This is a genomic window from Pantoea sp. RSPAM1 (assembly GCF_038816185.1).
Classification (GTDB): domain Bacteria; phylum Pseudomonadota; class Gammaproteobacteria; order Enterobacterales; family Enterobacteriaceae; genus Pantoea; species Pantoea ananatis.
Genome location: NZ_CP046137.1, coordinates 1,322,336 through 1,343,729 on the forward strand (window position 1 = coordinate 1,322,336; position 21,394 = coordinate 1,343,729).

At 53.1% G+C, this 21,394-nt stretch carries 21 protein-coding genes; 13 read left to right on the top strand and 8 right to left on the bottom strand.

From position 1 onward, the window contains the following. Positions 1 to 96 precede the first annotated feature (96 nt). Positions 97 to 774, top strand: a complete 678-nt coding sequence (locus GKC68_RS06840; RefSeq protein ID WP_342656693.1) for an O-methyltransferase — start codon at positions 97 to 99, stop codon at positions 772 to 774. 56 nt (positions 775 to 830) lie between these two features. Here GKC68_RS06840 and GKC68_RS06845 read toward each other — a convergent pair whose 3' ends face one another. Both GKC68_RS06845 and mgrA read right to left on the bottom strand, forming a co-directional pair. Next, the gene (locus tag GKC68_RS06845) at positions 831 to 1,145 is read right to left on the bottom strand and encodes a DUF2502 domain-containing protein (protein ID WP_342656694.1); all 315 of its coding nucleotides are present in this window, start codon (positions 1,143 to 1,145) and stop codon (positions 831 to 833) included. A gap of 152 nt (positions 1,146 to 1,297) precedes the next feature. Then, a complete protein-coding gene (gene mgrA / locus GKC68_RS06850) occupies positions 1,298 to 2,287 on the bottom strand; it encodes an L-glyceraldehyde 3-phosphate reductase (protein WP_028725088.1) in 990 nt (329 codons plus the stop codon). Between the two features lie 219 nt (positions 2,288 to 2,506). Between mgrA and GKC68_RS06855 the strand changes: the two genes are divergently transcribed. Both GKC68_RS06855 and glk read left to right on the top strand, forming a co-directional pair. After that, positions 2,507 to 4,159 carry a thiamine pyrophosphate-binding protein gene (locus GKC68_RS06855; RefSeq protein ID WP_342656695.1) on the top strand — a complete coding sequence of 551 codons (1,653 nt, stop codon included), beginning with the start codon at positions 2,507 to 2,509 and terminating at the stop codon, positions 4,157 to 4,159. Between the two features lie 162 nt (positions 4,160 to 4,321). After that, complete coding sequence (gene glk / locus GKC68_RS06860; RefSeq protein ID WP_015699787.1) at positions 4,322 to 5,287, top strand: glucokinase; 966 nt, start codon at positions 4,322 to 4,324, stop codon at positions 5,285 to 5,287. Between the two features lie 53 nt (positions 5,288 to 5,340). Here the strand turns inward: glk and GKC68_RS06865 are convergent, their stop codons facing one another. After that, a complete protein-coding gene (locus GKC68_RS06865) occupies positions 5,341 to 6,069 on the bottom strand; it encodes a LytTR family DNA-binding domain-containing protein (RefSeq protein ID WP_028725086.1) in 729 nt (242 codons plus the stop codon). Beyond that, positions 6,066 to 7,736: a sensor histidine kinase gene (locus GKC68_RS06870; protein WP_342656876.1), complete on the bottom strand. Its 1,671-nt coding sequence runs from the start codon at positions 7,734 to 7,736 to the stop codon at positions 6,066 to 6,068. The genes GKC68_RS06865 and GKC68_RS06870 overlap by 4 nt, the downstream gene beginning before the upstream one ends. A gap of 265 nt (positions 7,737 to 8,001) precedes the next feature. Between GKC68_RS06870 and GKC68_RS06875 the strand changes: the two genes are divergently transcribed. Beyond that, positions 8,002 to 8,526: a GNAT family N-acetyltransferase gene (locus tag GKC68_RS06875; protein ID WP_342656696.1), complete on the top strand. Its 525-nt coding sequence runs from the start codon at positions 8,002 to 8,004 to the stop codon at positions 8,524 to 8,526. A gap of 117 nt (positions 8,527 to 8,643) precedes the next feature. Further along, entirely contained in the window at positions 8,644 to 9,879 is a 1,236-nt protein-coding gene (gene alaC, locus GKC68_RS06880) for an alanine transaminase (RefSeq protein ID WP_342656697.1), read from the top strand. 50 nt (positions 9,880 to 9,929) lie between these two features. On the opposite strand, the gene ypdK is transcribed toward alaC, so the two are convergent. The 3 genes from ypdK to GKC68_RS06895 form a co-directional block, all read right to left on the bottom strand. Next, complete coding sequence (gene ypdK, locus GKC68_RS06885) at positions 9,930 to 10,001, bottom strand: membrane protein YpdK (protein ID WP_006120362.1); 72 nt, start codon at positions 9,999 to 10,001, stop codon at positions 9,930 to 9,932. 198 nt (positions 10,002 to 10,199) lie between these two features. Continuing rightward, on the bottom strand, positions 10,200 to 11,228 hold the full coding sequence (locus tag GKC68_RS06890) for an HlyD family secretion protein (protein WP_028725083.1): 1,029 nt from the start codon (positions 11,226 to 11,228) through the stop codon (positions 10,200 to 10,202). Positions 11,229 to 11,234: 6 nt separating this feature from the next. Next, on the bottom strand, positions 11,235 to 12,836 hold the full coding sequence (locus GKC68_RS06895) for an MFS transporter (protein ID WP_342656698.1): 1,602 nt from the start codon (positions 12,834 to 12,836) through the stop codon (positions 11,235 to 11,237). 150 nt (positions 12,837 to 12,986) lie between these two features. Between GKC68_RS06895 and GKC68_RS06900 the strand changes: the two genes are divergently transcribed. From GKC68_RS06900 to GKC68_RS06920, 5 genes are all read left to right on the top strand, one after another. Beyond that, positions 12,987 to 13,772: an IclR family transcriptional regulator gene (locus GKC68_RS06900; protein WP_047715326.1), complete on the top strand. Its 786-nt coding sequence runs from the start codon at positions 12,987 to 12,989 to the stop codon at positions 13,770 to 13,772. Between the two features lie 7 nt (positions 13,773 to 13,779). After that, positions 13,780 to 14,232, top strand: coding sequence for a universal stress protein (locus GKC68_RS06905; protein WP_028725080.1), 453 nt, complete (start codon positions 13,780 to 13,782; stop codon positions 14,230 to 14,232). A 31-nt stretch (positions 14,233 to 14,263) separates the two neighbouring features. After that, complete coding sequence (locus tag GKC68_RS06910) at positions 14,264 to 15,073, top strand: hypothetical protein (RefSeq protein WP_028725079.1); 810 nt, start codon at positions 14,264 to 14,266, stop codon at positions 15,071 to 15,073. 242 nt (positions 15,074 to 15,315) lie between these two features. Continuing rightward, positions 15,316 to 15,597 carry a lipoprotein gene (locus GKC68_RS06915; RefSeq protein WP_028725078.1) on the top strand — a complete coding sequence of 94 codons (282 nt, stop codon included), beginning with the start codon at positions 15,316 to 15,318 and terminating at the stop codon, positions 15,595 to 15,597. A 467-nt stretch (positions 15,598 to 16,064) separates the two neighbouring features. Next, entirely contained in the window at positions 16,065 to 16,940 is an 876-nt protein-coding gene (locus GKC68_RS06920; protein WP_028725077.1) for an SMP-30/gluconolactonase/LRE family protein, read from the top strand. Between the two features lie 31 nt (positions 16,941 to 16,971). On the opposite strand, the gene GKC68_RS06925 is transcribed toward GKC68_RS06920, so the two are convergent. Further along, positions 16,972 to 18,192 carry an MFS transporter gene (locus GKC68_RS06925; RefSeq protein ID WP_110956519.1) on the bottom strand — a complete coding sequence of 407 codons (1,221 nt, stop codon included), beginning with the start codon at positions 18,190 to 18,192 and terminating at the stop codon, positions 16,972 to 16,974. A 265-nt stretch (positions 18,193 to 18,457) separates the two neighbouring features. On the opposite strand from GKC68_RS06925, the gene GKC68_RS06930 reads away from it, so the two are divergent. The 3 genes from GKC68_RS06930 to GKC68_RS06940 all read left to right on the top strand — a co-directional run bounded on the left by GKC68_RS06930 (position 18,458) and on the right by GKC68_RS06940 (position 21,330). Then, positions 18,458 to 18,697, top strand: a complete 240-nt coding sequence (locus GKC68_RS06930) for a hypothetical protein (RefSeq protein WP_047715324.1) — start codon at positions 18,458 to 18,460, stop codon at positions 18,695 to 18,697. A gap of 385 nt (positions 18,698 to 19,082) precedes the next feature. Further along, a complete protein-coding gene (locus GKC68_RS06935; protein WP_028725074.1) occupies positions 19,083 to 19,412 on the top strand; it encodes an STN domain-containing protein in 330 nt (109 codons plus the stop codon). A gap of 1,342 nt (positions 19,413 to 20,754) precedes the next feature. Further along, complete coding sequence (locus tag GKC68_RS06940; protein ID WP_028725071.1) at positions 20,755 to 21,330, top strand: fimbrial protein; 576 nt, start codon at positions 20,755 to 20,757, stop codon at positions 21,328 to 21,330. The last annotated feature ends 64 nt before the right edge of the window (positions 21,331 to 21,394 follow it).

Below are 21,394 nucleotides of genomic sequence, written 5' to 3' on the forward strand. Positions count from 1 at the left end.
CAGGCAGACTATCTTTAGCTTTTAAAGCCTGTTGCATTGAGCTTTATCCGCATCCGTTTATATTTTCTTCTGTCTTGTTGATTCAGGAGCGGAACGATGCGGACACCGGATTATCCTTCAGAAGACCAGCCAAAATGGGCTGCGGTCGACGACTACTTTTCTCAGCAACTTATTCCTGCCGGTAGCCATTTTCAAGCCGCGCTTGTCGCCAACCGTCAGGCGGGGCTGCCTGCGCACGATGTTTCTGCCCTGCAAGGCAAGATGCTCGGTCTGTTTATCAAAATGATTAATGCATCACGCGTGCTGGAAATTGGCACGCTGGGCGGTTACAGCACCCTCTGGATGGCTCAGGCGCTGGGTGCGGAAGGGAAAATTACCACACTTGAAGCTGACAGCCATCATGCGCAGGTTGCCAGGCAGAACATTCACCGCGCGGGGCTTTCCGAACGTGTCGATCTGCGTCTCGGTGCAGCGCTGGACGTGCTGCCTCAACTGCAGGGGCCGTTCGACCTGATCTTTATCGATGCGGATAAGCGAAACAATCCGCACTACCTGCGTTGGGCAGTCACTCTGGCGCGCCCGGGCACGATCATTATTGCCGACAATGTTGTACGCGGCGGGGCGGTAACAGAGGCGACTTCCACAGACTGCAACTTGCAGGGTGTGCGTGAATTTTTTCAGCTGCTTGCCAGCGATCCCCGGCTGGACGCGACGGCGATTCAAACCGTAGGCGAAAAGGGCTGGGATGGCTTTGTCATGGCCAGAGTGAAGTAGAGCGGGCACTATCACCTCAGGTGGCCTGCCAACCCGTACGGGCTGACAGGCGCGCTTTAACGATAGCGTTCAGGATAGCGATGGTGGTCGCGGCGTTCAACGTGCCAGCGGCGTTCGCGTTCCCACTGTTGATGACGTCGCCACGCTTCGTGTCGCCACCAGCGACGCTCTTTATAAGCATAGCGATCGTTAAACCAGCGCGGCTCACGCCAGTGGTGACCGTCCCAGTAATAACCCCGGCGGTCGCGATCGCCCAGATGAAGCGTCACGCCGGGCGCGAGACGCACGGAGGTATCTGAGGCCTGGGCGGTGTGCACTGCCAGCGGCATTGACATGGCTACAACGGCAGCCAGTAAGATTCCACGGATCATGATTTTCTCCTGACGGCAGCGTGTCTCCGCTGCTGAGATGCTATTTTGCCTGTACCAGGCCGGAGAAACCTGTGGAAGCCGTCTGAAAAACCGTTAAAACTCAAGGTTTGAGAGTTTTCTGGCGCAGCCGCCTGACGAACCAGGCGGTGCGGTTACAGCAGCGCGGACTCAATTGCGGCCAGTTCGTCATCCCTGAGGGGCGCCTGACTCAGCATCTGTAGGGCATCATCGATTTGCGCCGTTTTACTCGCGCCTATCAGTACCGAGGTAATGCGGGGATCGCGCAGTACCCACGTCAGCGCCATCTGTGCCAGCTTCTGACCGCGCTGTTGCGCAATAGCATTAAGCCTGCGAACTTTTTCCATCTTTTCGTCGGTAAGCTGGCTTTCGTTCAGGAATTTGCTGTCGCTCGCAACGCGAGAATCCTGCGGGATGCCCTGCAAATAGCGATCGGTCAGCACGCCACCCGCCAGCGGCGAGAACGCAATACAGCCTGCTCCATGCGCATCCAGTGTCTGAAGTAATCCCTGCTCCGGTGTACGTTCAAATAGCGAATAACGAGGCTGGTGGATCAGGCACGGCGTGCCCAGATCGCGCAGAATCGCCATCGCGTCGGCCGCCCGTTCCGCGGGATAGTTTGAAATTGCCGCATACAGCGCTTTACCCTGCCTGACGACATGATCCAGCGCCCGCATGGTTTCCTCTAGCGGTGTGTCCGGATCCGGACGATGATGATAGAAGATATCGACATATTCCAGCCCCATCCGACGCAGGCTCTGGTCCAGGCTCGCGACCAGATATTTTCGGGAGCCCCAGTCGCCATAAGGACCTTCCCACATGGTGTACCCGGCTTTGGTCGAAATAATCAGTTCATCGCGATGAGCCTGAAAATCTTCACGCATGATGCGGCCAAAATTCACTTCGGCGGAACCGGGAGGCGGGCCGTAGTTATTCGCCAGGTCGAAATGCGTAATGCCGTGGTCAAACGCGTGGCGCAGCAGTTGACGGCTCACGTTCAGTTGCGTGTTGTCGCCAAAGTTATGCCACAGGCCCAGTGAAATCGCGGGAAGTTTCAGGCCGCTGCGCCCACTGCGACGCCACTGCATATGCTGATATCGGTCCGGATGAGGGAAAGCTGTCATAGTCAGGTCCTGAGTAAAAAACAAATAAATATGCCAAAACCGCCTCAGTGTATCCGCTTACACTCAGTATTAATTCGTGTGAAGTCGCATATTCACGGAATAATGCACGGTCGTAACGCGGGCTTGCCATGCAATGCATCGGCTAATTTTGTTGCCATTCTCGCCAAATTTTCGCCATGTCAGATACTTATCAGAACAATCCCCTCAAAGGAATTCGCTATGTCCGATTTTACGGTTGGTGATTATCTGTTGGCTCGCTTACAGGAGTGCGGCGTCAGGCATTTGTTCGGCGTACCGGGTGACTACAATCTGCAGTTTCTGGACCGCGTTATTGCGCACCCGGATATAGGTTGGGTGGGATGCGCCAATGAGCTGAACGCTGCTTACGCCGCAGACGGCTACGCGCGTTGCACGGGCGCAGCCGCCTTGTTGACCACCTTTGGCGTAGGAGAACTCAGCGCCATCAACGGTCTGGCGGGCAGCTTTGCCGAATACCTGCCGGTCATCCACATCGTGGGCGCGCCATCAAGCCAGGCGATGCAGCAGGGGGATTGTGTGCATCATACGCTGGGAGACGGGGACTTCGGCCACTTTATCCGAATGGCGAAGGAGGTCAGCGCCGCAACGGCAGCGTTGACGGCTGACAATGCCACGGCTGAAATCGACAGGGTTATACTCACTGCGCTCCAGCAGCATCGCCCGGGCTATTTAATGCTGCCGGTTGACGTTGCACAGCGGCAAACCTCTGCGCCTGAACAGCCGCTAATGCCCACTAGCGCGTCGTCTGATGAGGTGCGCATCGCCTTTCAGCAGGCGGCCGAGCGGTTACTGGCACCTGCGAAGCGAGTTTCGCTGCTCGCCGATTTTCTTGCCCAGCGCTGGCAACAGCAGCCGGCGCTGGCGGCTTTACGGGCAGGACGTGCGTTTCCCTGCGCCACGTTGTTAATGGGTAAAGGTGTACTGGATGAACAGCAGCCGGGCTTTGTCGGTACCTATGCCGGTGAGGGCAGTGAAGGTGACGTGCGGCAGCAAATTGAAGAGGTGGACGTGACGATTTGTGCTGGCGTACGGTTTACCGACACCATCACGGCGGGTTTTACGCAGCAGTTCAGTCAGGCGCGACTTATCGATATTCAGCCGCACAGCGCAAGCGTAGCGGGACAGACGTTTGCCCCGTTGTCGATGGCAGAGGCATTGCAGGCGCTGCTGCCTGTCTTCGAACGCCTGGGGGCAGGCTGGCAGGCCGCGCGTGCGCTACGGGCGGCAGAGCCGGTTCCCGATGCCGCCATTATCAGCCAGTCTGCTTTTTGGCAGGCAATGCAGGGGTTCCTGCAGCCTGGCGATATTATTCTGGCGGATCAGGGAACGGCGGCATTTGGTGCCGCATCTCTGCGCTTGCCCGTTGGGGCACAGCTTTTAGTGCAGCCGCTCTGGGGCTCTATCGGCTATACGTTACCCGCGGCGTTTGGTGCGCAAACGGCCCGCTCCGGGCAGCGCGTTATCCTGATTATAGGCGACGGTTCGGCCCAGTTGACCATCCAGGAGTTAGGATCCATGCTGCGAGATCAACAGCATCCCCTCATTTTTCTGCTAAATAATGAAGGCTATACTGTGGAGCGGGCGATTCACGGCGCCGCGCAACGTTATAATGATATTGCCCAATGGAACTGGACAGCGCTGCCGCAGGCGATGAGCCTGGCGTGCCAGGCGCAGAGTTGGCGCATCAGTGAAACCGTGCAGCTCCAGGCGCTGATGGCGCAGCTCACACAGCAGCGCAGGCTGTCGTTTATTGAAGTGGTGATGCAAAAAGATGACCTGCCGCCTTTATTGCGCAAAGTCTCAGCCTGCCTGAGCCAGCGCAACGGCGGTTGAGATTCGGAAAGTTGCCTCTGTGCAGGCCAGCCTAACGCGGTTAGGCTGTTGCACACACGAGTCAGACGCTCACCAATAACTTCGGTGAGCGTTGTTGTTTTATCGGCAGGATTTTATAGTGTCCTCCAACTCTTTAAGACCCCCAAGCGGAGCACCAGAAGAATGACAACTTATGCCTTGGTCGGCGATGTCGGCGGCACCAATGCCCGTCTCGCTTTGTGTGAGGTGGAAAACGGCAGCATCTCCCAGGCCAAAACATTCGCAACATCAGACTACGACAGCCTCGAAGCCGTCATCCGCCACTATCTTGATGAACAAAAGCAGGATATCAAAGACGGTTGTATCGCCATTGCCTGCCCGATTACCGATGACTGGGTGGAGATGACCAACCACGACTGGGCATTTTCGACCAAAAAGCTGAAAGAAAACATCGGTTTTGAACACCTGGAAATTATTAACGACTTCACAGCGGTTTCCATGGCCATCCCTATGCTGGGTGCGGAACATGTTATTCAGTTTGGTGGCAAAGAGCCGGTCAAGGATAAGCCTGTGGCCATTTACGGCGCGGGTACCGGGCTGGGCGTGAGTCATCTGGTTCATGTTGATAAGCGTTGGGTCAGTCTGCCCGGCGAAGGCGGCCACGTTGACTTTGCGGCCAACAGCGAAGAAGAAGATCAAATCCTCGAAGTGTTGCGGGAAGAGCTAGGCCATGTGTCGGCCGAGCGCGTTCTGTCCGGCGCGGGGCTGGTCAATCTCTATCGGGCGATTGTGAAAGTCGATCATCGCGTACCCGAAAATCTCAAGCCCAAAGAAGTGAGCGAGCGTGCGCTTGCTGACAGCTGCACCGACTGCCGTCGTGCCCTGTCGCTGTTCTGCGTGATTATGGGACGTTTCGGCGGTAACCTGGCCCTGAACCTTGGCACCTTCGGTGGAGTGTACATCGCGGGCGGTATCGTGCCGCGCTTCCTGGAGTTCTTCAAATCGTCGGGCTTCCGGGCGGCCTTCGAAGACAAAGGGCGCTTTCGCGATTATGTCGCCACGATTCCGGTCTATATGATTACCCACGATCAACCCGGTTTATTAGGCGCTGGCGCGCACCTGCGCCAAACGCTGGGCCGCATTATCTAATGCCTGCCGTTGCCCTTCCCGGTGGGAAGGGCTGTGTCCATTCCGCCATTCCTCTACAAACGCATGAGCAGCCGGAAGGTTTTGACCTTGCTACGACTGACCGGCACCTGAAAATCCTTGTCCCTTAGCTTCAGCAGATAAGTATTATTGAACCAGGGTTCAATCTCTCTGATCTTATTCAGGTTGACGCAGTACGATCGGTGACAGCGAAAGAATTGCTGTTCAGGCAGGCGCGCGCAAAATTCGCTGATGTTCATCGACATCACGTAATCTTCACGGCGCGTGTACACGAAGGTTAATTTTTCGTGGGCTTCAACGTAGTAAATATCGTTTACGTCGGTAACGATGATGCGCTCATCTTTGATCAGGTTAACTGTGAGGGCATGTTGCGCGCTCGGTGCCTGGGTAATCGCATGCTGCTGTTGCCAGCTGGCTTCCAGCTTGTTGAGCATCGTGATAATACGTGACTCATGATAGGGCTTGAGAATATAGTCAAATGCTTCCAGTTCAAAGGCCTCGACCGCATGCTCTTTCCAGGCGGTAATAAAGACAATCAGCGGCTTGTGAACGAACTGATGGATATTCTGCGCCAGTAACATGCCATCCAGAGACGGGATATTAATATCGAGAAAGATCACATCAACCCGGTGCTGTTGCAGATATTTCAGCACGTCGAGTCCGTCATCAAAGCAGGCGTCAATCTCAATTTTACTGTGTTGCTGAATCATCCAGCTCAGCTCTTGCTGGGCAAGGAATTCATCCTCTACGATGATGGCTTTCATGCAAGATTCCCCACCAGTGGCTGTCCGTTTTTGCCCAGCGTAAAGGCAATCTCTGTGCCGGGTTGATGACGCACGATTTGCAGCCCCTGGCCCGAAAGCAATTTGACCCGGTGATGCACGTTTAACAAACCGATTTTATTGCCCGGCATGTCGTTGCGCGCGACCTTGTCGATCTCCTCATCGCTAATGCCTTGTCCTGTATCCCGCACGGCAATGCGGACCTGGTCGCCCAAATCGCGCACGCTCAGCGTGACCACGCCTTTGCCTTTACAGGGTTGAATGCCATGCACGATGGCGTTTTCGACCAACGGCTGAATCAGCAGGCTGGGCAGCGAGAAATGCAAATCCTCATCCACGTCATAAATCATCGTCAGCTTGTCGCCGAAGCGAGCCTGTTCAATGGCGATGTAATCCTTTACCTGCCATAGCTCTTTTTTAATATCGATCAGCTCATCGTCATTCAGTTCGAGGTTGTAACGCAGATAACGCGATAAGTTAATGACCAACTGACGCGCCGTATCCGGATTAAGGCGGATAGAAGATGAAATCGCATTGAGCGCATTAAACAGGAAATGCGGATTTATTTTACTCTGGAGTGCACGCAGTTCCGCTTTATTGGCCATCTCTCGCAACTGCTCGGTGCGGGAAACTTCAAGCTGGGTGGAGATAATCTGCGACAGGCCCACGGCCATCTCTTTTAGTGAACCCGTAATACGGTACGCACGGCGATAGTAGATTTTTAAGGTGCCGGTAACCTGTCCTTTTTCCCGCAGTGGAATGACGATCATTGAATGAATGTCTTTTGTCCGATGGGCTTCATCATTGTTTTTGATGATGATTTTTCCGCTGTGAATCGCCTGCGCCGTGGTGGGGCTGATGCCGTCATCGCCGTGCTGATAGTTGTGCTCGCCATAGCCAACATAGGCCAAAATCTTCTGTTTATTGGTCATGGCGACGGCATCCGCTTTGATTTCCCGCCGGATAATATCGCAAATGTTCCGAAGTGAATCGCTGTTCACCTGCCTGAACAGCGGCAGCGTCTGGTTAGCAATATCCAGCGCCAGCTTGGCCTGACGCGCTGCAATGGCCTCTTTCTCGCCCTCCACGCTCTGCACCAGCAATACGATTAAGCCAATGCTGGAGGCGCCGAGAATCATCGGCAGGGCGATCTCAGACACAATCGCCAGCCCAAGTGCGACAGGTTTGGCCCATAGCACAATAAGCAGCATCGTCAGAGTTTCACAAAACATACCGCCCAGAATCCCTACCAACCAGCGCCGTTCGCGCTGCACCCGACGGTTGATTCCCCCCGCGACGATCCCGGCTATGATGCTGGTGATCAGGCAAGGCACAGAGGTAACGCCATGAACATCAATCAGAAAACGGTGCAGGCCGGCAATCACGCCCGTGGCAACCCCCACCCAGGGGCCAAAGAGAATGCCGCCCGCCATCACCGCAATCACCCGCACGTTAAGCAGTGATCCCTCCACGTTAACGCCTGACCAGGTACTGAATAAGGCAAACAGGGAAAAGATCGTAATGACGGCGGCTTTTTCCAGCGAGGTATGCTCATCCTTTTGTAACAGCTGACGAAAAGGCCGGGTTCGCGTCAGAAAAAACAGGCAGATCAGCATCAGCGCGGCACGATCAAAGACGGCGAGGAGCATGTTAAAGTGTGAAGTCACGGGCGACTCTTCAGCTATGTTAAAGAACGCTATGATAAAAAATGTGATGATGATGCGCCAGCATGCCTGACGGTCTGCGCGGCTGTTCATGTTTTAGATCAATTTATCTAAAACAGGGAAAAGAGGAAATGTTGAGTGCATTAAAGGGGAACAGATTACCCCTCGCTGAATTTGGGGCAGGGCGCGAACGCCTGACAAGGTGATTCGTGCCGTTATCCTCGTTTAAGCCATCGCTCGGGAGTAGAGTATGCAGGTAATAACCTCACGTTTGACGCTTACGACATTACGCCCTGAAGACTGGCAACTGTTCAGGGCTGTGCACGAAGATCGCGATACGATGAAGTGGGTGAGTGACATTCCCGACGAAGATGATATCCGCGAACGTTTCACCCAACGTCTGGCACCCTGGCAGGTGGGCAGTTTTCACATGTTGTGTCTGGTCGTCAGGCGGCGCGATAGCGGAGAGGCCATTGGCTTATTGGGTTGCACGCCGGAGTGGCAGCCTGCTCGCCAGGCCGAGATCGGCTACATGCTGCTGCATCGCCACTGTGGCCAGGGCTTTGGCAGTGAAGCCCTGGAGGCACTGTGTGAGTGTTTGTTTGATGCTGATTTCCTCAAACTCAAGGCGATAGTGGTGGAGGGGAACTGGGCATCACGTCGGATTTTGGAAAAAAATGGCTTCACGCTACAGCGCACACTACAACATAATTATCTGTTAAATGACCGCTGGGTGAATGACTGGCTGCTTGAGCGGATCCATCCGCACATATAAAAAATTTTCTGCTCCTATCGACAAAGTTGTTATTGGCACGTTATGTTCTTGTTGTGGTCACCGCAGTGACCAGCGTCGCTCGGACGGTCCGGGCGCTAACGTTTTCCAGAGGATATCATGGCTGATAACAGCACAACCCGTCGTTTCTCACGCATTGAACGCCTGCCGCCTTACGTCTTTAACATCACCGCTGAACTGAAGATGGCTGCGCGTCGGCGCGGTGAAGACATCATTGATCTTTCAATGGGCAACCCAGATGGGGCGACGCCGCCTCATATCGTCGAAAAACTGTGCCAGGTGGCACAACGCGAAGATACGCACGGTTACTCGACGTCGCGGGGTATTCCTCGTCTGCGTCGCGCGATCTCACGCTGGTATCAAGAGCGTTATCAGGTTGATATGGATCCGGAATCTGAAGCTATCGTCACGATTGGCTCCAAAGAAGGCCTGGCCCACCTGATGCTGGCCACGCTCGATCACGGCGATACGGTGCTGGTGCCTAACCCCAGTTATCCTATTCATATCTACGGCGCAGTGATCGCCGGTGCCCAGGTCCGTTCTGTACCGCTGGTGGAAGGCATTGATTTTTTCAATGAGCTGGAGCGGGCCATCCGGGAAAGCTATCCCAAACCCAAGATGATGGTACTGGGCTTTCCCTCGAATCCGACGTCTCAATGCGTCGAACTGGACTTTTTCGAACGCGTGATTGCGCTGGCGAAGCAGTATAACGTCCTGGTGATCCACGATCTGGCGTATGCCGATATCGTTTATGACGGCTGGAAAGCGCCTTCTATCATGCAGGTGCCGGGCGCACGCGATGTGGCAGTCGAATTCTTTACCCTGTCAAAAAGCTACAACATGGCAGGCTGGCGCATTGGCTTTATGGTCGGCAACAAAGAACTGGTCGCTGCGCTGGCGCGTATCAAGAGCTATCACGATTACGGTACGTTTACGCCCTTGCAGGTGGCGGCGATTGCCGCGCTGGAAGGGGATCAGCAATGCGTGCGTGATATTGCCGAGCAATATAAACGCCGTCGCGATGTGCTGGTAAAAGGGCTCCACGAAGCGGGCTGGATGGTTGATATTCCTAAAGCCTCTATGTATGTCTGGGCAAAAATACCTGACTACTACGCTCATCTCGGTTCACTGGAATTTGCCAAGCATATGCTGCAGGAGGCGAAAGTCTGCGTCTCGCCAGGCGTGGGATTTGGTGATTACGGTGACACACATGTCCGCTTTGCGCTGATTGAAAACAGCGATCGTATTCGTCAGGCAGTAAGAGGGATTAAAGCGATGTTTCGTGCTGACGGCATTCTGCCAGGCAGCGTGAAAAGCATGGAAGAACAAATATAGTACGCCACTGGGGCGACCGTCTGTCGCCCCTTACGGACTGCTTGCAGAAACTACAGCATCAGCACAAAGGTGCCGACCCAAAGCAGTACGAAGAAAGAAATTCCCATCAATGCATATTTCACACACGAACTCCTCTGAGCGGTTACGATATTGGCGATCCCGATCCAGCGCAACGCGGACAGAAGGGATAAGGCCGCCGTTCAGGTCAACGGTCAACGGTTTCCCGGACGAACTGAATAACTCAGTACAGGATCGGGGCTAATCTACGCGTATTCAGACCGAAAAGAAATAGTTTGGTTCTGAGAGTTTGTTCACATTTTTTACTGAGTGTTAATTTCCGGAACGGCGGACATTCCGACACGTAGCTGGGCCAGATTCGGCTGGCCTTTATCCAGCACGATTTTCACCGGCAAGCGCTGAACGATCTTAGTGTAGTTGCCTGTCGCATTGTCGGGAGAAATCGCCGAGAAAGTCGCGCCCGTCGCGGGTGCAATACTGTCGACATGGCCGGTAAAGACCTGATCGGGTAACGCATCCACTTTGATGCGCACGGGTTGCCCGGGGCGAACATCTTTCAGCTGCGTTTCCAGATAGTTGGCTGTGATATAGGTTTGCTGCAGCGGTACAACCGCCAGCAGACGCGTGCCAGCGGAAACCCAGGCCCCCAGCCGTACCGTACGCTGTCCCACCATGCCTGCTACCGGCGCCACAATACGGGTGTAGGAAAGATTCAGACGTGCCTGATCGACCTTGGCTTTCGCTGCGGCGACATCGGCCTGTGACGACCTGACGGCCGCCTGCAATACGCCAACCTGCTTAATGGCGGCAGCCAGCGCCGCTTCGCTCTGGCGCACCGTGGCCGTGGCCGAACGCTGTGCAGAACTGGCTTTTTGCTGCTCGTCTGCAGCCACCGTACCGCTTTTGTAAAGGCGGTTATAACGTTCAGCACTCTGACCGGCATACTGAGCCGTGGCCTGACTGGCCGCGACGCTGGCCTTTTGCTGCGCAATAACTGACTGCTGTTGCTCCAGCTGTGCCTGGCTGCTCAACAGTTTGGCTTCACTGACCTGCAAATCAGCTTCGGCGCTTTCAAGCGCCACGCGATAATCGCGATCGTCCAGCGTGGCTAAGCGTTCGCCCGCCGCCACCTGCTGGTTATCCTTCACGTCGATATGGGCGACATAGCCGGACACTTTTGGCGCGACGATGGTGTAATCAGCATTCACCCAGGCATCATTGGTACGATAATCGTTACGGGTCATGACTGTCCAGACAGCCAGCGCCATCGCCAGTAAAACCAGCAGCAGCAGTGAAAGCAGCAGGGTTTTTCTCATTACTAAAGCACGCATATTCAGTTATCCCGACGTGGAGGTTGCAGAGTGGATCAAGGTTTGTGGCGACCAGACCCGCTTGGGTAGCAGAGCAGTGATCAGCAACAGCAGTAGCGCAAAACCGATCAGCAGCAGCCAGGTATCACTCAGGCCGAGCACCAGCGCCTGGTGCTTAACCTGGGTGGCGAACGCGCGCAGGTTTTCAACAGAGCTTGCGCTGCCGTCTGGCAGAAGCGGATAGCGGCCACTGGCCTGGCCGCTGTCGGGGGCCGTCATCAGCCAGGGTCTGCTGGCCGCCTGATTAATCAGGATGCTGGAGTGAAATTGCTCACGATGGCTGACGAACCATGACACCAGGGTTGAGGCGGCGATGCTGGAGAATCCCCGCACGGTATTAAACATCGCCGAGGCGAACGGGCCTTCCGGCGGGGCAACGACGCTGGTGGCGCTCATCAGGACCGGCAAAATGACCATTGGTTGGCCCGCGGCCTGTAAGGCCTGAATCAGCCAAAAGTTGTCTCTCGCCCAGCCAGTGGTGATCTGCATGCCAAGCAGACAAGCGGCGATAAGCAACCCCAGGCCGAGCGACAGCACCCAGCGACAGTCAATCCAGCGAATATTCAGCAGAGCGGCGATAAAGGGCGCGATAATCAGCTGCGGTAAGCCGATGGTTAAGGCCAGCGGCGCAAACTGGGCAATACGGAACCCCTCAACCTGAGCAAAATAGGTTGAAGGCAGCGCCGAGCCGGACAGTGACACAATGAGTACGCCCGCCAGTACCAGTAAGCCGTGCATCAAATTACGCCGCCTCAGCATCTGCAACTTAAACAGCGGCAGCGGATGAAACCACTCGTTAATCAAAAACACAATCAGTAGCGGCAACGCCGTAAGAAGCATGGCCGCAATGAGTCGCGAATCCAGCCAGTCGAGCCGTTCGCCTTGCGTGAGCACCAGAACGACCAGCGCCATGCCGCTGCAGCCGGTGAGCATGCCAAACAGGTCGATCTGCTGAAACCGTTCGGTGCGCAGGGGATCCTGAGGGAGTCCCCAGGCCATCAATACGAGGGCAATCAGCATGCCGGGCACAACCTGCCAGAACACAAACATCCAGCTGACTTCATCTGTCCAAAAGGCCGCCAGCGAGGCGGCCATGTTCGGGCCAAACGTGGCGGTAAGCGCATAGGCGCCCAGGCCATAAAGCTTAATCGGAGGGGGCAAAAATCGCAGCGCGACGGTCATCAGCATCGGGGGAAGCGCCCCGCCAAACAGGCCCTGCACGACGCGAAAGGCAATAAACAGAGCAGGGTTCGTCATCAGCGGCAGCAGCACGCCGGATAATAAAAAACCGGCGGACATGATCAGCGAAAAACGGCGCAGGGAAAACGTCACGGCAAACCACGGCGCAATCATCATGGCGGCGACTTCGGCGGCCTGATAAACAGAAATAATCCAGCTACCCTGGTCGTAGTCGATGCCCAGCGCGGCACGAATATCGGCCAAAGCGATATCACTGACCCGATCGTTAAGGCCTGACGTTAGTGCGGCGATCCAGACGCCAAGCAGGCCTAATGCCAGTCGCAGGGTAAAGGGATGCAGCGTCGGCGCATTGCCGGGCTGGGTTGTCATAGCAGGTGCTCTCATTATTATGGTTCAATGTATTGCAATGCGATACAGTGCGGCGATATTACATGGCAATATGCTGTATTGCAATGCGGTACATGCTGTAAAACGTGCGCTTTTCGGGTTACAGTAAGTCAGCTCAAAAAGGACGACGCTATGACTCATCAATCATCCAGCCGCGAGGATGAAAAAACGGGCGGCATTCAGGTGATTGCCCGGGCGGCAAAAATTCTTAATGCCTTAGGTGAACATCCCGGTGGCATGAGTCTGGGAGAGATTGCGCAGGTGGTCAATCTGCCACGTTCCACCGTACAACGTATCGTGGCGGCGCTGGATAGCGCAGAGCTGGTGCGAAGCAGCGGGGCTGGTGGGCTGCGCCTGGGGCCGGCTTTGCTGAAACTTCTGTCCAGCGTCAATACGGATGTGGTGGATTTAGTGAAACCCCTGCTGGAAAAACTCTCTGCCGATACCAATGAAACCGTATCGCTGGCCCGCGCAAGCGGCTCACAGCTGGCGGTTGTGCATTATGTTGTGGCGTCACGCGATCTGCGCGTGGTGCCGCGCATCGGACTGGATCTGCCGCTTTACAGCACCTCAGGCGGCAGAGCGTTGCTGGCGCTGGAAAGCGATGCCGACGTGCAGGCGAGGGTAGGCGATGACTGGCGCGAACTGACCGATAAAACGGTTAAAACGCTGGGGGCGCTTTTGCAGATGATTCACGAGGTGCGTAAAACCAGTATTTCCTACGATCGCGGTGAAACGCTGGAAGGCGTTTCAACCATGGCTTTCGCGCTGGATACAATCTTCGGCCGCTTTGCGGTGTCATTACTGGTGCCTACGGCACGTTTTAAGAAACACGAGGCACGTTATCGTGAGGAAATGCTGCAATGTAAACAGGCGCTGATTCGCGAAATTGGCAAAATCGCCGCTGTCGAAGGATAACGTCCCGATGAAAACAGTCTTAATGGCTATTGATAACACCCCGGTTGCGAAGAAAGTGATTTCCCTGACGATTGAAGAAGCGCTGGCACATCGTGCAGAAGTGATGGTGTTATGCTGCATCGATCCCGCTTATTCATCCTGCAGCCAGCCTATCGATATTGATGCAGGGGAAGATCCGGCGGATTTTGTCGCGGCTCAGGATGAACAGAACACCGCTGAAATGGTGGTGCGCCATGCGCTGGCCCCCTTATTGCAGGCTGGAGTCAAGGCGCGCGGCATGATACTGGCCGGCGAAGCGGCGGACACGATTGTGGCGCAGTCGCAACAGTTAAACGCCAGCATGATTATTATGGGGCGACGCCATTTGTCTCCCTTTAACCGTTTATTAAAAGGATCTGTGAGTGCGGCCGTTGTTGAACGCGCGCATTGCCCGGTACTGATTGATGTGCGTAAGGATTAACAACGATGTGCGTAAGGATTAACAACGTAGTATGACTTCCCTGCTTTTAATTACGCTGGTGGCCTTTGTGCTGCTGGCGATTATCATTTTTATGTTGGTCAGAACGACCCGGTTGCGCGTCTGGCAGGGCATCGTCTTGTTTATCCTGCCGCTCATCCTGTCGAATATTTTATTGTTCAAGTGGATTTTGCCGCAGCAACAGCAGGAAAAACGCTACGAACGGGCTGCGGACTATATGGCGCAGGCAACGGTCTATCGGGTATTGCGTACTCAGGAGCCAGCCCTGTGGCAATTACTGACACGCGAACTCGCCCATAAACTGCGTGAAGGGGAACCTATGATTCAGGCCGTTGGCGAGCTGAGAGGCTGGCTGACGGATGTGATCAATCAGCGCCTGATGCGCGCGTCAAATCATGCCATCGTTAATTATATTGGCGTTTCTGTCGAAGAAATGCAGGCGCTGAATAAACGCGATCCCGGCCTCTGTTTCCAGTTTCTCTACCCGCAGGTGAAAGGCGGTGTGAATCTGGCAGAAACGCTGCCGGCCGCGCTGAACCAAAAAGAGGCAGAAGCCACTGAATATTTGCTGCTTAACAGCCTGACGGAAGAGCAGCCGCTGGATCGCGATCAGGCTCAGAATGATTTGAAGAATATTGTTGACCGCCTTTACCAGAAATGGGGCGATAAGCTGCAGCAGCTCAATATGCCAGCAGATACGGCAGTAGACCGCTCTTCAATGTGCGCCATGTCCATCGATCTTTACAGTGCCATTCTCGCACTCCCGGACAAGCAGGCCGCGAACCTACTTCGTAGAATGATTGCGCTTTCCGGCGAGGGATAAGCAAAAAAAGCCCGCTTAACGCGGGCTAAATTGAGAGGCTTCTTATTAGTAGAGTAATACCTGGTGTTGTGCTTTGACTGTTTCTCGTTAGATGGAGATTCGCAGGTTAATGGCACATTATGCCAACTGTTTACCTGTATTGAATCAATTGGTAAAACTTCGTAAATACTCGACAGTCGCGTACTATTCCTATAGATACGCATTTTGCAGCACCTTACACTGCGTCAAAATGTGAGGGAAAAATGAAAAAAACACTTATTGGTGCACTGGCACTTATTTTGCTGAGCGGCTGTACCGCCAGCAAACCCGGGGCGTTTGAGCGGGTCGATGAAGACACGTCCTCAAATACGGTACAGTACCGTTTCGATCCGTCAAAAGTTAATCGCGATGCCATGGAAATTGATGTGGCGAAATACTGTATGGATAAGGGTTTCGATAAGGTAGAAGATCTGCCTGCTCAGGACAGCACAATACCAGGCCTGAAGAAAACCTGGTATCAGTGTAATTACGCGGTGAAGAGTTAACGAATAAAACGAGGTGGGATTAAATCCCACCTTCTTTTTTATATTATGCTGTGTGAAATCTTTGCCCTTCAGTTTTTCTCATATCTGGCGGACATCCTTTCCTGTCGCCGCCTGTCGTTATTCTGCCCTGATATCATTTTTGACCCGCTGATAAAATAACCCGCTGATACTGTGGACAGGACCGTGCTACTTAATGCTTTCATACGACATCTCCACTTTTTCGATGCTTAAAATATTACGCTGAAATAGTGGAGTAAACATGTAGCCAGTGTAGAGTTACCTCGATAATTATTTCTTTATATTTCAAAATGGGCGGTGGTGAATAAAGAATCTGACTATTCCAATCAGAACAGGATGAATAAGCGCTAATATGCGTAAGACCTGTCTTAAAAACAAGTAAGAAAAGCGTTGTACCGGTTGGGGAAATCGGAGCTACATTATTAGCAGGTCTGAAAAGGGAGGCAAACATGGCTCATAAGGTAAAAAATATTCTGCAACTTCAGGCGGAGTTAGGGGAATGCCCGCTTTGGTCGGTAAAGGAGCAGGTATTGTGGTGCGTTGATATTCTGGCACCGGCGATTCATCGTTTTGATCCCCTCAGTGGCGAACTGACGACCTTTCCTCAACTGGAGGAGATTGGGTGCATAGGCTTACGTGAACAGGGCGGTATCATTGCCGCGCTACGCGGCGGCGTGTGGCTGCTGGATGAGCAGGGCAAACCACAGAAAAAAGTGGCTGATAATCCCGGCATCGCGGAGAAAAGCCGGTTCAATGACGGACGTGTCGATCCCTGGGGCAATTTCTGGTGCGGCAGCTTGTGGGAGCCACAGGATAAAAACGGCGGTTTGCTGTGCCGTGTGACGCCAGACCTGAAACTTGAGGTGAAAGCGCGTGATATCAAGATCTCAAACGGCGTGGCATTCTCCGCCGATCGCCAATGGATGTATCACACGGATACGCCCAATGCAGTGCTTTACCGCTATCCGTTGGATGCGCAGGGCGAACCGGGCGAGCGGGAGGTTTTTCGACGTTTTGACGCCAGCGGCGGTTTACCCGATGGTGCAGCGGTAGACAGCGAAGGTTTTTACTGGTCGGCGCTCTTTGATGGCGGCCGGGTTGTGCGCATCCATCCTCAGAATGGTGAAATCGTCGATGAGATCAGGCTGCCGGTTAAGTGGCCAACGATGGTGGCCTTTGGCGGCAGCGAGTTAAAGACCTTGTATATCACCAGTTCACGAGAAAATCTCAGTAAAGAAGATCGGGAACGTTACCCGCAATCGGGAGACATTTTCGCGGTTGAGCTGGACGTGGCCGGCATGGCGGAACCGCTGTTTCGCGGCTAAAAGAGAGGCCAGGCTGTCCTGGCCCCTGAAATTACTGGCGTTGCAGCAGCGGCGCGTGCCCGGACTGACTCTGCGGCATCCGGATAGTGAGCGACAGCAGTAAGGACATGACCAATAGCGTCATGATAAGGCTGAACGTCACGGTAAAACCGCCAAACAGTGAGGCAACCAGCGAGCCCAACACGCTGCCAATGCCGAACCCCAAATAAATCAGACCATAGTTTTTCGTCAGGTTATTCAGGCCGAAAAAGTCACTGACCAGGGAAGGGAACACGGTTATCGTGCCGCCGAAGCTGAAAGCGACACAGGCCAGCGACAGGAAAAAGGTGGTCTGGTTCATGTGCGTAAACAGTAATACGCTCATCCCTGTCAGAGCGATCAACTGGGCCAGGGAGATAACCCGGATACGAACCATTTTGTCCGACAGAACGCCCAGCACCAACCGACCACTCAGGTTAGCGACGGCAATGACGGTGACCGCGTTAGCCGCTGTCTGAGTGCTGAGGTGCACCAGGCCTTCCCCGATATCTTTGGCGACGCCAATGACGTAAAGCCCGCTCATGCACGCCGTCAGGAACATCAGCGCCAGCATCCAGTACTGCGGAAGGCGCACCGACTCAGCCAACGTATAATTGCGGACCGCCTGATGTTGCGCCGTCGACGAGCGTTGCAATGGCGCATCGCGCATCATCAGCGCACCAATAACTATCATCGTCATGGCTAATAACCCCCAGAGTACAAAGGTTTTTTCAAGCCCAAACTCAGCCAGTAGCGCCCCACAGATAAATTTGAACCCCAGGCTGCCCAGGCCATAGGCACCAATCGCGCAGGCGGAAATCATCCCTTTGCGTTCAGGAAACCATTTCACGCAGTTAGACAATGTCATCAGGTAACCTGCGCCGTCAGCCAGCCCCAGCAGAATGCCTGCGCTCAGGTAGAGCATGACCAGGTTATCGGCATGTGAAGTCAGCCATAAGCCCAGCGCCATCATGACTCCCGCGCCAATGGTCACCTTACGGACACCAAAACGTTCCTGCAGCTTACCGGCAAGCGAAGAGGCTACCGCCAGACCCAGACTCAGCAACCCAAATGAAAAAGCCACCTGGCTCACCGATGCCGCCAGCTTTTGCGACAGCTGACCGTTAAACAAACTCCAGGTATAAACCGATCCCAACGCAAACTGGGTAATCACTGTGCCGAAAAGGGTTAACCAGCGTGTACGCTGACCACCAGCCTGTTGTCGCTCATTCATTATTTTTACTCCCACAGGAAAACTGGAAACTGCGGCCAGATTAAACAAATGCCTGACGCGCGGGAGGGAAAAGAGCATGAATGGAATGCAGAACGGAATGAAATGCCGTGAGAGCGGCATGAATGGCAGGCACGATAAACGTAACCAGGCTAACCATGTGATGAATTCAGGTAAACAGACGTAAGGGAATGTTACTATTAGCGGTTTTTACCAGCAGATTGCGTGTTTTTTTGCCAGACTTAAAGTCCATTTAACAGGAGGAAATATGAAAGACCGGACATATGAATCCATCACCAGTGAGGATGAAGTTTGCTGCATTATCGGTCAGGCAGTGATCGAATTGAGCACAGAACAGCAGCCTGTCACGAAATCTACGCTGGCGCTAAAATTATTGTCAATGGCGGACCGTGACAGTGATGATGAGCGAGTTCTGCTCTACTGGATTGCGCGCAAGGCGATCAATCAACCACAATATCTTGTCAATCAGCAGCAACAACGGGCATGACGCCCTGACAGGAAAGGGGTCCACGCCCGGCACGGTTCAGCGTAACGCACAGCGCGTAATCGTAACGCATACAGCACACCTGAAAGCTGACCGTAAAATCGTGGTAAAGCCAGGGATGGCATCGACCTCCTCATCTCTCCCAGTGATCTCTTCTCCCTGACCCGGCTGCCGTTTTCGTTTTACATTCTCATCTCTGTCTCGCGCTGCGGCGCTTCCCGATGCCGCACCCCGCGCTCTGGTGGGTCTGACGCTGGACGGGGCGGGTCAAAGACTCGGATAGAAGACGCCCACTAACCTGTGGTCACACTCAGACATATTCCCCCTGCTGACAGGCTCCACCCGTTGTGGGAATAATGAACGCCTGTTTTCCCTGCCGGAGAGATCTATGAATTCAGTGCCCCTCAAGTGCCTTGGCGTAATGATACTCGCTATCCTCGCTACGGCATGCAGCCCTTCATCCCATGGTCACATTCCTCTGGGTAAATGTGACGTCAAAGGGACTTACAATATAAATTTCCCACGCTTTGACGAAACGGCACAGCAGTTAGCCCATGCGTCAGGCTGTTTTATTGAGACGGACTTGTCACGAACCGGCGCTGTCCACGTCAATCCTGTGCAGGGAACGATGACGATTCGGGAAGCGGTCAGTCAGGCGATTAAAGGCACCTCACTTACCATTGTGGCGCAAAAACCAGACACCATCACGGTTAAATAATCAGGGCGAAGAATATGCGTAACTTAGCGGCGCTAACAGGAATGGTCTGGCTCTTATCCATGTCAGCCTGCTACGCCAGTCATGGCGGAGCGGACAGCAATGGCGGAAGCGGCCTTCCAGGAAAGCACGGGCAACGCGGGATGGCGGGCTGTCCCGGGGGCACGCCACGCTCAACAGACGGTCACTTTTATTTGCCGGGTAGCCAGGAGCGGTGCAATCCGCCCTCTGCCAAAAAACACCACTGGCGCCCGCAGCGGAGCGTTGAGAGCGTTTAGGCTAACCCGCCTGAATGCCTCACGGGCGCGTTAAAAGGTGATAACAATCAACCCTGACAAAATTAATATCTTGATCAAAATGGATAACCTGTTTTCACTGTCAGTGGCCATAAAAAAAATAAAAAAGCAATGCTTTTCTATTTTCATAATTTATATTTATCACGCCATTCACAATTACACGTTTTTCCACTCTTTAAACGATAATAGCCTTCTTTAGCTTTGCTAAAGGCTGTATTCAGAAACCACAGAAAGAATGGACGTTCTGGTCGCTATCTCTGCCGATATTTTCGCCCGGCACGCCACGCGCGTTAACTGGCCTTTTCCTGCCAGCCTGTAAATATGCCTCTCAGAAACTATTTTTTATTTATGAAGGTTTTTTAACAAATCAATGTAGCCTGGGGCCTTTACTATGTCGTAATAAAAACAGCTTTTCGCCAACCGCTACAACATGCGCTGGCGCAGGGTACGCCTTGAAATCACATCCAGAGGTAAACACCGCTGGCGAAGCTGGAAGCGAACGGGTTTTTCACAAGCGGAGGTCAAATGCAATGAAATAATTTCGAAAAAGGACACTCTAATCTGGAATGATTATTAACCATGTAATTTATATCAGGTTATAATTTTTTAACATGAGCGTCACTATAACGAACGAATGCTGTGCGTGAACCAATCTATATTGGGAATGTTATCACATTGAGCAGAAAGGCGATGCCGTTAAGAATATTCTTCTTAATTAATATGTAACTCTAATATGTTTTACTTTTCGATCTTTAATTCTACATTTTGACACTTTATTGAGATAATAATCTATTGTTTAAATTTTTATGGTTTTATCTGCTTTGTGGCAAGATTAAATTAGTATTAAAGATCGTATATACATTTGATTTCTTTATTTTGTTTGTAAATCAAAAACTCCAATGCATAATTGGCCTCGCCAGTTTTAAGGTGTAATTTTTAATTAATTTCTATGCTTTTGTTAAATGTATAAATATTTGTTAAATAGGTATTCATCTGTTTGATGATATTTATTTTTTATTGCATTAATCAATTAATGGGATTAAATAGGTATGAAAATTAATAAAGTTGCAGTGGTTATGATGCTTGCTCTGGGAATGGGCGCAACAGGTGCGCATGCGGCCAATCAGGGACAGGGAAAAATCACTTTCCATGGTCATATCATTGATGCTGCATGTTCCATCGGGAGTGACAGCGAAAAGCAAACTGTTGAACTGGGACAGATTTCAGCTCGACAGCTTGAAGATCAAGGAACATCCAGCCCAAAAGTTTTCACTATTGATCTGGAAAACTGCCGCATGAACAGTACCGACGATGGTAATGGTAACATTGTTATCACCTCGCCAACGGTGAAAGTGACCTTCGGTGGAACGGCTGCCTTAAAATCCGATGGCTCCACAGATAATAATAAGTTCGGCATTATGGGCACCGCATCCGGTGCGGGCGTGGTGATCACCGATGCGTCCAGCGCAATTATTCCCGTTGGCGGTTCCAGTGAAGCCCGTACCTTAATTGAAGGCAATAATACGTTGGCATTCTCTGCCTATCTGCAGGGACTGGACGACAATAATGCGATTAAATCCGGTGAGTTTACCTCGATTGCTGACTTTACGTTGGCGTATGACTAAGGCCTGATCACAAACGTTTCCCTTATCCGGTCAGCTCATGATCGGGTAGGGGAGTTATCTGCAG